At 65.0% G+C, this 13,727-nt stretch carries 11 protein-coding genes; 8 read left to right on the top strand and 3 right to left on the bottom strand.

All coding sequences use genetic code 11. The features are described from left to right. Positions 1–133 precede the first annotated feature (133 nt). Positions 134–3,586, top strand: a complete 3,453-nt coding sequence (locus tag CE453_RS16380) for a YhdP family protein (RefSeq protein ID WP_089175551.1) — start codon at positions 134–136, stop codon at positions 3,584–3,586. A 30-nt stretch (positions 3,587–3,616) separates the two neighbouring features. Here CE453_RS16380 and tyrS read toward each other — a convergent pair whose 3' ends face one another. Together tyrS and CE453_RS16370 are read right to left on the bottom strand one after the other, a co-directional pair. Continuing rightward, positions 3,617–4,870, bottom strand: a complete 1,254-nt coding sequence (gene tyrS, locus CE453_RS16375) for a tyrosine--tRNA ligase (protein ID WP_089175550.1) — start codon at positions 4,868–4,870, stop codon at positions 3,617–3,619. Positions 4,871–4,980: 110 nt separating this feature from the next. After that, positions 4,981–5,208 carry a DUF1127 domain-containing protein gene (locus CE453_RS16370; RefSeq protein WP_089175549.1) on the bottom strand — a complete coding sequence of 76 codons (228 nt, stop codon included), beginning with the start codon at positions 5,206–5,208 and terminating at the stop codon, positions 4,981–4,983. A 124-nt stretch (positions 5,209–5,332) separates the two neighbouring features. Here CE453_RS16370 and gcvA point away from each other — a divergent pair, with 124 nt between their 5' ends. Then, positions 5,333–6,283 carry a transcriptional regulator GcvA gene (gene gcvA / locus CE453_RS16365; RefSeq protein WP_089177946.1) on the top strand — a complete coding sequence of 317 codons (951 nt, stop codon included), beginning with the start codon at positions 5,333–5,335 and terminating at the stop codon, positions 6,281–6,283. A 7-nt stretch (positions 6,284–6,290) separates the two neighbouring features. On the opposite strand, the gene CE453_RS16360 is transcribed toward gcvA, so the two are convergent. Continuing rightward, the gene (locus tag CE453_RS16360) at positions 6,291–6,962 is read right to left on the bottom strand and encodes an alpha/beta hydrolase (protein WP_089175548.1); all 672 of its coding nucleotides are present in this window, start codon (positions 6,960–6,962) and stop codon (positions 6,291–6,293) included. Positions 6,963–7,252: 290 nt separating this feature from the next. On the opposite strand from CE453_RS16360, the gene CE453_RS16355 reads away from it, so the two are divergent. From CE453_RS16355 to CE453_RS16330, 6 genes are all read left to right on the top strand, one after another. Further along, a complete protein-coding gene (locus CE453_RS16355; protein ID WP_089177945.1) occupies positions 7,253–8,458 on the top strand; it encodes a cysteine desulfurase family protein in 1,206 nt (401 codons plus the stop codon). 62 nt (positions 8,459–8,520) lie between these two features. Beyond that, positions 8,521–9,993, top strand: a complete 1,473-nt coding sequence (sufB, locus tag CE453_RS16350; protein ID WP_089175547.1) for a Fe-S cluster assembly protein SufB — start codon at positions 8,521–8,523, stop codon at positions 9,991–9,993. 112 nt (positions 9,994–10,105) lie between these two features. Next, entirely contained in the window at positions 10,106–10,858 is a 753-nt protein-coding gene (sufC, locus tag CE453_RS16345) for a Fe-S cluster assembly ATPase SufC (RefSeq protein WP_089175546.1), read from the top strand. Then, positions 10,858–12,207 carry a Fe-S cluster assembly protein SufD gene (gene sufD, locus CE453_RS16340; protein ID WP_089175545.1) on the top strand — a complete coding sequence of 450 codons (1,350 nt, stop codon included), beginning with the start codon at positions 10,858–10,860 and terminating at the stop codon, positions 12,205–12,207. The genes sufC and sufD overlap by 1 nt, the downstream gene beginning before the upstream one ends. Further along, on the top strand, positions 12,207–12,413 hold the full coding sequence (locus CE453_RS16335) for a tautomerase family protein (protein ID WP_089175544.1): 207 nt from the start codon (positions 12,207–12,209) through the stop codon (positions 12,411–12,413). The genes sufD and CE453_RS16335 overlap by 1 nt, the downstream gene beginning before the upstream one ends. 2 nt (positions 12,414–12,415) lie before the next feature. Beyond that, positions 12,416–13,669, top strand: coding sequence for a cysteine desulfurase (locus CE453_RS16330; protein ID WP_089175543.1), 1,254 nt, complete (start codon positions 12,416–12,418; stop codon positions 13,667–13,669). Positions 13,670–13,727 lie beyond the last annotated feature (58 nt).

Below are 13,727 nucleotides of genomic sequence, written 5' to 3'. Positions count from 1 at the left end.
CCCGGGTTCCGGCTTGCCGAATCGCATCGTCAGGCCACATCGACATCCATGCCGTCTTCCGAGATTGCGGCAAGGGGCGCTTTTGCGTCACCTTCTCCAAACCGGTACCGGCGCCCGAGAGGACCACGCGGATTTGGCGGACGAGGAAGCAAAGGTAGCGGGTGCCGGCGAGACTGCGCCGGTGCCGCCGGGCGGGGCATGCGATGCCGCGGTCGTGAAGAAGCGCGCCAAGGCAGGCCTCACCCTGATCTGCGCCGCGGTCTGCCTTGCCGTGCTGGTGCTGGCTGGATCGGCCGTGACCCTGCTCGTCACCGGCATCATTCCGCTGTCCGGCCTCGAGGGCCGGATTTCCTCCGCGATCGAGGAAAGGCTCGGTCCCGGCTGGAAGGTGGAGGCGGCCTCGGCCGAGCTCGGCCGCATTGACGGGCATTCGCAGCTCAGGGTCCGGCAGGTTTCCTTCCATCATTCCAGCGGTGCGGTGATCCGGGCACCGGAAGCTGTCCTCGGCTACGATCCGCTGGCGCTGCTCAAGGGTGATATTCGTCTGGTTTCAATCGATCTGCGCGGCGTCAATGTCAGACTCGGTGTCGACAGGAACGGCGCGCTCGTCGTCAACGCCGATTCCGCTCCCGCCGAGGCGCAACCGCCCGTGGTGGTTCCCGATGCCGCTCAGTGGAATGCATTTACCGGAATCATGAGCGCGATCTCTACCCTCGCGCGAGGTGACGGGCTGCTGGGGGCGCTCGAAACGGCCGGCATGAACGGAGCCCGGCTGTCGCTCGTCGACCCCGAGGGGCGCCAGAAGGCGGGCTTAGAGGATGTCGAGATCAGGCTGACACGGCTTGGGGAGGGGGGAACTCGCCTGCTGGTGAAGGGGCGCACCGGCTCGCGCTGGAAGGAAATGTCCGTCGATCTTTCCACCGAGGCCGATGGAACTCAGCGCGCCGACATCGACATCCTCCGCTTCGAGCCGGCCGAAGCGGTGGCGCTCGCCTTCGGAACCGGAGGCGTGGTGCTGGATGGATTGCCGCTCAAGGGCAAAGCGACGCTGCGGCAGGCTCCGGACGGCAAGCGGTCGATCACCGCGGCCATCGATATCCAGTCCGGCTCGGTCCGCTTTCCCGATAGCCCGATGCCGAGCCTGAAGCTCGACTCGGCCCATCTCGAGGTCGCTAGCGGCGCCGATCTGTCCGAACTCAAGATCCTGCGCGGTGAGATCAACGCCGGCGCGACCCATTTCCTGACATCCGGAACGCTGCGTGAGGACAATGGCGGCTGGCGTCTGGAGCTCGATGCCAATGGACAGCTCGCCGGGCTCGATGCCGACCCGGCCGTGCAGATGGACAGTCTCAAGGCCAATCTGAAGATCGATCCCGCCAACGGCGCCGTTTCGGTTGATGCGCTCGGGATTCGCGGACCCAAGGCCCATGTGGACCTGACCGCCTTCGTCCAACGCGTCGGCAGCTCTCCGCTGCAGAGGTTCCACATCAAGGCGACCGATTCCGATGTCCGGGCACTCCTCGCGATCTGGCCTGGCTTCACCTCGCCGGAAGTGCACGGCACGCTGCAGCGACAGCTCGCGGCCGGGCATATGAAGCAACTGACCGTCGATCTCGACTTGCCGGCGGAGGACCATGCCAGGCTGGTTCAGGGCCATGGGATGCCGGACAATACCCTGTTCGTGGGTATCGACGCAGACCGGGTTCGTTACCTGCCCGATCCGGGCCTACCGCCTCTGACGGATGCGACGGTCGCGGGCAAGGTCACGGGCCGGACGGTGCAGCTCGCCATCAGCCAGGCCACAGCAGATCTCGGCAATGGCCGTAGCATGAAGCTGAGCGAGGCGAGCTTCGCGATGCCGGAGTTCTGGCTTCACAGGGCTCCGGCGAACATCGCCTTCCGGATCGCGGGTTCTGCGGATGCGCTGGTGGCCTTGCTCGCCTTTCCTGCGCTGAAGGATTTCTCGCCCGACCGCATCGACCCCACGGCGATCAGGGGAACGAGCGACCTCAAGGTCGCGCTCACCTTGCCGCTCGCCAACGACATCAAGACGGAAGAAATCGCGATCACGGGTAGCGGAAACCTCTCCGGTTTGGCCTCCGATACCCTGCTTGGTACGGAGAAGCTTGAAAGTGGCGCTCTCGCCGTAAACTTCGATCGCAATGGCTTGTCGCTTCGTGGCGACGCGAAGGTGGGCGGCGACAAGGCCCAGGTCGAGATCAAGCAGAATGCCAAGGGGCAGGGCGACGCGACACTGTCACTTTCCCTCGACGCCGCGGCGAGGCAGAGACGCGGCTTCGGGCCGGATACGGGGATTTCCGGCACGCTACCAGTCAAGGTCGCAAAGAGCTTCGGCAAGGGCGGGGACACGCCGCCACGCGTCGAGATCGATCTGACCAAGGTCGGGCTCGATGGAACCGTTCCCGGCCTCAGCAAGCCCGCGGGCCGGCCGGGCAAGGTCACCTTCAACTACGTCGTCGACCTCGATGGTCCCGATCTGGATGATTTCAGCTTCGACGCCGGCAGCGCCCAGATCAGGGGCCGGATCGAGCTCAGCAAGCAGAATGCGCTGGAGAGCGCGAGTTTCTCCCAGTTCCGCCTTTCGCCCGGCGACAACCTGAAACTCGACGCCAAGCGCGACGGCAACGTCACCAAGCTCACCATCCGCGGCGCCGTCGCGGATCTGCGCCCCTTCATCAAGGATATCCAGAGCCCGGCATCGTCCACGCGCGGCGACCGCTCGGCTCAGCAGAAAGGCGGCGACTACGATATCGACCTCGATGTGCCGATCCTGACCGGATTCAACAACGAGGCGATCACCAGCGGCACGCTGAAGGCTTCGAAGCGTGGCGGCGACCTGCGGATGGTCAGCTTCCAGGGGCGGATCGGCAAGGCGGACGTTACGGCACGGCAGAGGCAGGCCGAGGGCGGCAAGCTCGTTGTGCAGACAGACAATGGCGGCGCGCTGCTGCGCTTCCTCGACCTCTACAACCGCGCCTATGGCGGCAACCTCGTGCTGACGATGGGGGCCGGCGAGAGCCAGAGCGGCGACCTGCTGTTCCGCGACTTCCTCGTGCGCAACGAGCCGGCGCTCAAGCGCGTTGTCGGCACGCAGTCGGCCAGCGCCTTTGCCGATGATCGCCCTGGAGGCGGTGGTGCCGAGGCGCGTATCGACGTGAGCGAGGTCGCCTTCACCAAACTGCGCGCCGAGTTCACCCGCTCAGCCAGCCGGCTCGACGTCTCCGATATGGTGATCTGGGGCCAGCAGGTTGGCTTCACCTTGCAGGGCCATGTCGACTACGGCCGCGATCGGGTCGATATCGGCGGCACCTTCGTGCCGGGCTATGCCTTCAACAACGCCTTTGCGCAGGTGCCGGTGGTCGGCGCTCTGCTCGGCGGCGGCAGCCAGTATGGCGGCCTCTTTGCGGTGAATTTCCGCATTACGGGTTCGGCAAGCGCTCCGACCATGTCGATCAACCCGCTCTCGGCCATCGCGCCAGGCATCCTGCGGCGCTTCGTCGATCCGCTGGGCGGGGCGCCGCAACAGAAGCCGGTCCAGCCCGGCCAGGCGCCGCCGCGTCCCTGACGCTGGCGGCGTGGCCAACTAAGAGCAGGCTTATTCCGGCCGCAGCAGGACGTGCTTCTTCTTGCCGAAGGAGAGCTTCACCACTCCGTCCGAGGTCAGGTCGGCGAGGCCGAGCGTCGCGCGCTCGTCGGTCACGACGGCGTCGTTGACGCGCAGGCCGCCGGCCTTGACCTGACGCCGGGCTTCGCCGGTCGAGGGCACCAGGCCGGCCTTGACGAAGGCACTCAGCACACCGAGGCCCGGCTCGATCTCGCTGCGCGGGATCGCGACGCTCGGCAGATCGGTGGCAAGCGCCCCTTCCTCGAAGGTTTTGCGCGCCGTCTCAGCTGCGGCCTCGGCCGCCTCGCGGCCATGGACGATCGCCGTGATTTCCGTGGCCAGGATCTTCTTGGCCTCGTTGATCTCGGAGCCGCCGAGCGCCGCCAGCCGCGCGATCTCGTCAAGCGGCAGCCGCGTGAACACCTTCAGGAAGCGGCCGACGTCGGCGTCCTCGGTGTTGCGGAAATACTGCCAGAAATCATAGGGGCTGAAGACGTCGGCATTGAGCCAGACCGCGCCATTGGCGGTCTTGCCCATCTTGGCGCCGGACGCGGTCGTCAGCAGCGGCGTCGTTAGGCAGTAGAGCTGCGGACCGCCCATCCGGTGCGAGAGATCGACGCCGTTGATAATGTTGCCCCACTGGTCGGAGCCGCCCATCTGCAGGCGGCAGCCATAGCGCCGGTTGAGCTCCGTGAAGTCGTAGCCCTGCATGATCATGTAGTTGAATTCGAGGAAGGACAGCGACTGCTCGCGGTCGAGCCTGAGCTTCACCGAATCGAAGGAGAGCATGCGGTTGACCGAGAAGTGCCGGCCGACATCGCGCAGGAACTCGACATAGTTCAGCTTCAGCAGCCAGTCGGCATTGTTGGCCATCATCGCGTCTGTCGGTCCGTCGCCATAGCGCAGGATGCGGCCGAAGACCCGCTTGATGCTCTCGATATTGGTGGCGATCTCCTCGACCGTGAGCAGCTTGCGCTGGTCATCGCGGAAGGAGGGGTCGCCGACCATGGAGGTGCCGCCGCCCATCAGCGTGATCGGGCGGTGGCCGGTCTCCTGGAACCAGTAGAGCATCGTCAACGAGATCAGGTTGCCGATATGGATCGAGGTCGCGGTCGCGTCATAGCCGACATAGGCGGTCTGGGTTCCCTGCCGGCACAAAGCATCGAGGCCTTCCGCATCGGAAACCTGATGGATGAGGCCGCGCTCATCGAGCACGCGCAGGAAATCGGACTTGTAGGTGGTCATGGCGGCTTTGCGATCTGATCGGTGTCGTTCCGCCGTCCGTCTAATGCATCGGCCCGAAAAGTGGAAACCGCTTTTATGATTTCATCGCTCGTACGGGTCGATTTGCGCTTTCAGCCCGACACACGATTGAGCCAAAGGCCGGCCGGGTCACGCGGAGCCGGCGGATCCACCAGGTCGCGCGGCAGCCCGAGATCGCACAAGGCGCGATCGTCGAGCGTAGCGAGACGGCGGGATGTCCGATTGGCATCGCGGTGCCGTGCCCAGAGTTGCAACCAGGCGCGCAGGAAGGAAGGCCCGCCGGCTTTGACCGGCGGCGCCGCATGAGAGACGCATGTCATGGTTCGGTTCTCGCAGAGGCAGGCGGAGACGCCCGCTGATGTGAGATTGAGTGTCTGCCCGACGGCCCTGTGTCGCAACGCGGAAGATTGCCGTCTGCCATAAGGAGGCCTTATGGTCGGGCGTATGGCTGAACCGCTTCCACCCCCGAAATTGCCGCCGCTGGCGGCTGTGCGTGTCTTCGAGGCGGCAGCGCGGCACCAGAACTTCACGCGCGCGGCCGAAGAGCTCGGCATGACGCAGGCGGCGGTGAGCTATCAGATCCGCCTGCTCGAGGATCGGGTCGGTGCCGCGCTGTTCCTGCGCCAGCCGCGGCAGGTGGTGCTGACGCCGCTCGGGCAGCGCCTGGCCGGCCCGCTCAGTAAGGCGTTGCACGACATCAGCACCGTGTTTCGGGAGGTCTGCGAGGAGAACCAGACGGCCCTGACGATCTCCGCGCTGCAGACGATGGCGATCACCTGGTTGTCTCCGCGTCTGGCCCAGTTCCAGTTCGAGAACCCGCAATTCGCGGTGCGCGTCCGGACCTCGCAGCATCTCGTCGATTTCGCGACCGAAGCGGTCGATCTGGCCTTGCGTTACGGACCGGGCGAGTGGCCTGACGTCGTGGCGGAGAAGCTGTTCGCCTGCCACTACGCGCCGCTCTGCGCGCCCGAACTGCGCGAGCGGCTGCAACTAAGCGAACCGGCGGATCTGCTGCGCGCCCCGTTGCTCAGCCCGGAAGAATCGTCATGGAAGGTCTGGTTCGCCGATCTCGGCCTCGACGCGCCGCAGCAAGGTGGCCGGACGCTGTCGCTGGAGATGCAGGCGATGAACGTCCAGGCGGCGATGCGCGGCCATGGCGTGGCGATGGCCGTGCCGGAGCTCTTCGCCTACGACATTGCGGCCGGGCGGCTCGTCTTCGCCGTCGAGCATGCCATCCGCGACCAATGGGCCTATTGGGTAGTCTACCCGCAGGCGCGTCAGCGCGAACATAAGATCCGCCGGTTCCGTGACTGGGCGCTGGCGGAGGCGCGGGCAGCGGAGATGTCGCTGCCCGTGATGGTTGGGAGCAAGGGGCTGATTCACCCCTCGATGTGAGCCCGGCTCAGGGCTGCTCCTGCTCCGACTTGAGGATCTCGGGCCCGACCTTGGCGTCGAGATAGGCGCCGACCTGCTCCATCAGCTGTTCGACGCGCCCGTCGAAGAAGTGGTTGGCGCCTTCGACCACGGCATGCTCGATCTGGATGCCCTTCTGGGTCTTCACCTTCTCGATCACCGCCATGACCTCCTTGACCGGCGCGACGCGGTCTTCGGAGCCGTGCACGAACAGGCCGGAAGACGGGCAGGGCGCCAGGAAGGAGAAGTCGTAGCGGTTCGCCATGGCCGCGATCGAAAGGAAGCCTTCGATTTCCGGGCGGCGCATCAGGAGCTGCATGCCGATCCAGGCGCCGAAGGAAACGCCGGCGATCCAGCAGTTCTTCGCCTCGGGATTGAGCGCCTGCATCCAGTCGAGCGCGGCGGCCGCGTCCGAGAGCTCGCCCGCGCCGTGGTCGAAATGGCCCTGGCTGCGGCCAACGCCGCGGAAGTTGAAGCGCAGCGCCGAGAAGCCGCGGTTCACGAAGGTGTAAAACAGGTTGTAGACGATCTGGTTGTTCATCGTCCCGCCGAACTGCGGGTGCGGATGCAGGATGATCGCCAGCGGCGCGCCCCGCTTCTTGGCGGGCTGATAGCGGCCCTCGATCCGGCCCGCCGGCCCGTTGAAGATAACCTCTGGCATCGTCTCACCGCTTCTTGCGGCAGCGCCGGCGCGAGCGGGCAGAAAGCGGGCGCATGCCCGCTCGGAACCCGGCCGCCCTTGACGGCGCCACCTTGCGCGCCCTAGATGAAGAGCGCTTAGAATAGTTCTAACAGCCGTGAACAAGTCGAGAACAAAGCGGTGGATCGCTGATGCGGACCGCGTCTCGACCGTTCCGGCCGGTTCGGATGGGCGGCTATAGCACGGCGCACAGGTGCGATTTCAAGCATTTCGTATCGGTGCCCGGCAGTGACGAGGATGGAGCAGGCAGGATCGTGACGGCGGGACGCGCCTATCTCGACCATAACGCCACGACCCCGGTCCGGCCGGAGGTCATGCAGGCGGTCGCGCATGCGTTGTCGCTTCCAGGCAATCCATCCTCGGTCCATGGCGAAGGCCGCGCAGCGCGCGGTGCCATGGAGCATGCACGCGAGCAGGTCGCGGCCCTGGTCGGCGCCAAGGCCTCGAACGTGGTCTTCACCAGCGGCGGTACCGAGGCGAACGTCACTGTGCTCACGCCGGGGTTGATGGATTGCGACGGCAGCAGCAACTGCGTGCGGATTCCAGCCTCGCTCCTGCTCTACAGCGCGACGGAGCATGCCTGCGTGCGCGACGGTCACCGCTTTCCCGCCGGTGGGGCAGAAGAAATTCCGGTCGATGGCGACGGGCGCGTCGACCTCGGCGGGCTCGATGAGCGGCTAGCACGGTTCGTCGCGGACAACCCTGGCGCCCGCGCGCTCGTCTCGATCCATCTCGCCAATAACGAGACCGGCGTGATCCAGCCGATCGCCGAGATCGCTGCGATCGCGCGCCGTCATGGCGGCTTGCTACATAGCGACGCCGTTCAGGCTGCCGGCAAGATCCCGATTGATATCGCGACGCTTGGCGCCGACGTATTGACGCTCTCAGCCCATAAGATCGGTGGACCGAAAGGTGTCGGCGCCATCGTTTTCCGCACGGGCGCGCTTGAACTTGCGGATAAGCCGCTCCGCGGCGGTGGGCAGGAGCGTGGCTGGCGCGCTGGAACCGAAAACCTGCCGGGAATCATCGGTTTCGGTGCGGCTGCTGAAGCCGCGCTCAAGGCTTTGCCGGAGGAAGCGGCTCGCATTGCGGCCCTGCGTGACAAGCTTGAAGCAGGCGTGCTGGCGCTCGCTCCGGAAACCACGATCTTCGGTGGGCGCGTGGCGCGCCTGCCCAACACCTCCGCCTTCGCCACGCTCGGCCTCAAGGCCGAGACGGCGCTGATCAAGCTCGACCTGCTCGGCGCAGCGCTTTCCTCCGGCTCGGCCTGCTCCTCGGGCAAGGTCAAGCGTTCGCATGTGCTCGATGCGATGAAAATCGATACTGGCATGAGCGCAGGGGCCTTGCGGGCGTCGCTCGGATGGACCACTTGCGAGGCAGATATCGATCTTTTCTTCGCGGCCTACGCCAAGCTCGTGGCCGCGCAAACCGATCGGAGCGCCCGGGCTGCCGCCTGAAGCGCTTCGCAACACAAGAAACTGAACCGGCGGGCCCTTGAACCCGCGACTGGAGAGTAGACATGGCAGCGGTCCAGGAGACCATCGATCAGGTCAAGTCGATCGACGTGACCGAGTATAAATACGGCTTCGTGACGGAGCTTGAGGTCGAGAAGCCGGCCAAGGGCCTCACCGAGGACACGGTCCGCTACATCTCGGCTCGCAAGAACGAGCCGGAATGGATGCTGGAGTGGCGGCTCGATGCCTTCCGCCGCTGGAAGACCATGACCGAGCCGACCTGGTCGCGCGTTCATTATCCGCCAATCAACTATCAGGACATCTATTACTACGCCGCGCCGAAGAAAGGCGCTTCGCCGAAGTCGCTCGACGAGGTCGATCCGGCGATTCTGGAAACCTACAAGAAGCTCGGCATCCCGCTGCGCGAGCAGGAAATCCTGGCCGGCGTCGCTCCCGAGAACCGCGTCGCGGTCGATGCGGTGTTCGACTCGGTCTCGGTGGTCACGACCTTCAAGGAGGAGCTCGCCAAGGCCGGCGTGATCTTCTGCTCGATCTCCGAAGCGATCCAGGAGCACCCCGAGCTGGTGAAGAAGTACCTCGCCAGCGTCGTGCCGGTGACGGACAACTATTTCGCCACGCTGAACAGCGCGGTCTTCACCGACGGCTCCTTCGTCTACGTGCCGAAGGGCGTGCGCTGCCCGATGGAGCTCTCGACCTATTTCCGCATCAACGAGCAGAACACCGGCCAGTTCGAGCGCACGCTGATCATCGCGGACGAGGGCGCTTATGTCAGCTACCTCGAGGGCTGCACGGCGCCGAAGCGCGACGAGAACCAGCTCCATGCGGCGGTGGTCGAGCTGATCGCGCTCGACGATGCCGAGATCAAGTACTCGACCGTGCAGAACTGGTTCCCCGGCGACGCCGAGGGCAAGGGCGGCATCTACAACTTCGTGACCAAGCGCGGCGATTGCCGCGGCAAGCGCTCGAAGATCTCGTGGACGCAGGTCGAGACCGGTTCGGCGATCACCTGGAAATACCCGTCCTGTATCCTGCGCGGCGACGGCTCGCGCGGCGAGTTCTACTCGATCGCGGTGTCGAACGGCATGCAGCAGGTCGATAGCGGCACCAAGATGTTGCATCTCGGCAAGAACACGACCTCGAAGATCATCGCCAAGGGCATCGCGGCCGGCAAATCGGACTCGACCTATCGCGGCATGGTCTCGGCCCACCGCAAGGCGACGGGCGCACGCAACTTCACCAACTGCGACTCGCTCCTGATCGGCGACCAGTGCGGCGCGCATACGATCCCGTACATCGAAGCCAAGACCGCGACCGCGATCTTCGAGCATGAGGCGACCACGTCGAAGATCGGCGAGGACCAGCTCTTCTATTGCCAGCAGCGCGGCCTCTCCGAGGAGGAGGCGGTGGCGCTGATCGTCAACGGCTTCGTCAAGGAGGTGCTGCAGCAGCTCCCGATGGAATTCGCCGTCGAGGCGCAGAAGCTGATCACGATCTCGCTGGAAGGCTCGGTCGGCTGACCTTTTGCGGCCGGGTTCGCCCCGGCCAATACGTCTTTCCTTCAATCGCCCGAGTCGCAGGCGCCTGGCATATGGCCAAGGCCTGCGGCGGCAAGAACACTGGACACGAACGATGCTCGAAATTCGCAATCTGGTCGTCAAGATCGCCGACGAGGACAAGCAGATCCTCAATGGCCTGAACCTCACCGTGAACGACGGCGAGGTCGCCGCCATCATGGGGCCGAACGGTTCCGGCAAGTCGACGCTCTCCTATGTCATCGCCGGCAAGGAGGACTACGAGGTCCTCGACGGCGAGATCCTGCTGAATGGCGAGAACGTGCTGGAGATGGAGGCCGATCAGCGTGCCGCCGCCGGCATCTTCCTTGCCTTCCAGTACCCGCTGGAAATCCCCGGTGTCGCCACCATGACCTTCCTCAAGGCGGCGATGAACGCCCAGCGCAAGGCGCGCGGCGAGGACGAGTTGCTGACGCCGGACTTCATCAAGCAGGTCAACGCTGCTGCCGACAAGCTCGGCATCGCCAAGGACATGCTGCGCCGGCCGCTGAACGTCGGCTTCTCGGGTGGTGAGAAGAAGCGCATGGAAATCCTTCAGATGGCTCTGCTTTCGCCGTCCATGTGCATCCTCGACGAGACCGATTCCGGCCTCGACATCGACGCGCTGCGCATCGTCGCGGAGGGCGTCAATGCACTCCGTGCGAAGAACCGCAGCTTCCTCGTCATCACCCACTACCAGCGCCTGCTCGACCATATCGTGCCGGACACCGTCCACGTCATGTCGAAGGGCAGGATCGTGAAGACCGGCGGCAAGGAGCTGGCGCTGGAGCTCGAGAAGAGCGGCTATGCTTCCTATGGGGAGGCCGCGTAATGGCCATCGTCACCCCGCTGAAGACGGCGGCCGAGCAGGCGCTGGTCCAGCAATATGCGGACGTGAAGGCGGAGCTGCCTGGCGGCCCGGCCGTGCGGAAGCTGCGTGAGGACGCCTTCGCTGGCTTCGAAGCCAAGGGCTTGCCGCATCGCCGGCTCGAATCCTGGCGCTATACCGACCTGCGCGCGCTGCTGCGCGAGGCGCGCCCGCTCGCTGGCGGCGCGGCTGCTACCGCAGCCATCAAGGCTCGCCTCGATGCGTTGAAGCTCGAAGGCCTGCGCCTTGTGCTGGTCGATGGTATCTTCGCGCCCGACCTGTCCTCGCTCGACGACATTCCCGAGGGCGTCTCGGTACAGTCGCTGTCGGAGGCGCTGGTCTCGCCACGTGAAGGACTGACCCGCGTCCTCTCCGGCCCCTCGGTCGGCGCCGACGATATGGGTCTGGCACTCAATACCGCGCTGATGCGCGATGGCGTCTTCATCGAGATCGCCGAAGGCCGGAATCTGGAGCAGCCGATCATCATTGTCTCGCTCGCCTCCGGCGAGGAGGAGCTGGCGGTGTTCCATCGTTCGGTCGTACTGGCTGCCGAAGGCAGCCGCGCGACCATCGTCGAGGTCAGCGAAGCTGCCGGCTCCGCGGCGCAGCAGATCAACGGCGCCATCGTCTTCGAGACCGGCGACGAGAGTGAGATCCAGCACGTGCGCATCGTCACCCGCCAGCAAGCGGCGACAGTCGAGGTGCAGAGCCTGCTCGTGACGGTCGGCGCCCAGGCGAAGTTCGATTCCTTCGCGCTGGTCTGCAACGCCGGCACGCTCCGCCAGCAGCATTTTATCCGCTTTGCCGGCGAGCACAGCGAGATCGGTCTGCGTGGTGTCAACCTGCTCGGTGGCGCCCAGCATTCCGATGTGACGCTGATCGTCGATCACGAAGTGCCGCACGGCACCAGCCGCGAGCTGTTCAAGACGATTGCCGGCGGCGAGTCGACCGGCGTCTTCCAGGGCAAGGTCATTGTGCGCCCGCATGCGCAGAAGACCGATGGCGGCATGAAGAGCAACGCGCTGCTGCTGAACGAGGGCGCGTCGATGTACAACAAGCCCGAGCTCGAGATCTTCGCCGACGATGTCGTCTGCGGCCATGGCGCGACCGTCGCGCAGATCGATGGCGAGCAGCTCTTCTACCTGATGGCGCGCGGCCTGCCGCGACCGCAGGCCGAAGCGCTGGTGCTGCAGGCCTTCGCCGGTGAGGCGGCCGAGTTCATTGCCGACGAGACCGTGCGCGATCTCGTCATGCATGAGGTCGAGGCCTGGCTGAAGGCGCGCGAAGCTGCCGCCGAGAGGAGCACCGTCTGATGCCTTATATCAACGTCCAGATCACCAAGGGCGCGACGCGCGAGCAGAAGGCCGAGATCGTCAAGGACTTCACCGAGACCCTGGTCAGGGTGCTGGGGAAGAACCCGCAGAACACCCATATCGTGATTCAGGAGATCGAGGCGGAGGATTGGGGGCATGCCGGCGGCCTTGTCGCTGACAGACGCGCCGCAACCGGGACAAAGTAGCGATGAACGCGATCACCGGTCAGCCCGTGCTGAAGCCCTACGATGTCGAGACCGTACGGCGGGATTTTCCGATCCTGTCGCGCGAAGTCTATGGCAAGCCGCTGGTCTATCTCGACAATGCGGCCTCGGCTCAGAAGCCGAACGCGGTGATCGACGCGATGTCGAAGCTGATGCGCGAGGACTATTCCAACGTCCATCGCGGTCTTCATTACCTCGCCAATGCCTCCACCGAGGCCTATGAGGCGGCGCGCGAAAGCGCGCGGCGCTTCCTCAATGCCAGGCATCTGGAAGAGATCGTCTTCACACGCTCCTCGACCGGAGCGCTCAATACGGTGGCTTCCTCGCTCGGTCGCCACCTGAACATCGGCGAGGGCGATGAGATCATCGTCTCGATCCTCGAGCATCATTCCAACATCGTGCCCTGGCATTACTGGCGCGAGCGCCATGGCGCCGTGCTGAAATGGGCACCGATCGACGAGGATGGCAATTTCCTCATCGAGGAATTCGAGAAGCTGATTACCCCCCGCACCAAGGTCGTTTCGCTGACGCATATGTCGAATGCGACCGGGACCATCGTGCCGATCGCCGAGGTCGCGAGGATCTGCCGGGCACATGGCATCCCGCTCGTCGTCGACGGCAGCCAGGGCGCAGTGCACCTGCCGGTCGACGTGCAGGCGCTTGGCTGCGATTTCTATGCCTTCACCGGCCACAAGACCTATGGGCCGACCGGCTCCGGTGTGCTCTGGGGTCGCAAGGAATGGCTCGACAAGCTGCCTCCCTATGAAGGCGGCGGCGAGATGATCGTGACCGTCACCGAGGATACGGTGACCTATAACGACCCACCGCATCGCTTCGAGGCCGGCACACCGGCGATCGTCGAGGCGGTGGGCCTGGGGGTCGCGCTCGACTACATGATGGCGCTCGGCCGCGAGAATATTGCCGCGCATGAGGCGAAGCTCGGCGCCTATGCGATGGAGCGCCTCGGCGAGATGAACTCCATCCGTATCTTCGGCAAAGCGAAGGAGAAGGGGGCGATCGTCGCCTTCGAGATGAAGGGCGCCCATGCCCATGACGTCGCGACGGTCATCGACCGCGCTGGCGTCGCGGTGCGGGCCGGCACCCATTGCGCAATGCCGCTTTTGGCACGATATGGGGTGACATCGACCTGCCGCGCCTCATTCGGGCTCTATAATACGCTTGAGGAGGTCGACAAGCTGGTCGACGCCTTGCGGAAGGCCGAGAGCCTGTTCGCATAGAGCATTTTCGAGCGAAGTGGATGCCGGTTCGCGTGAAGAAAATGCGGCAAGACAACGA

Origin of the sequence: Bosea sp. AS-1, assembly GCF_002220095.1 — a bacterium.
In the GTDB taxonomy this organism is placed as follows: domain Bacteria; phylum Pseudomonadota; class Alphaproteobacteria; order Rhizobiales; family Beijerinckiaceae; genus Allobosea.
This window is presented reverse-complemented; position numbering and strand designations above follow the sequence as displayed.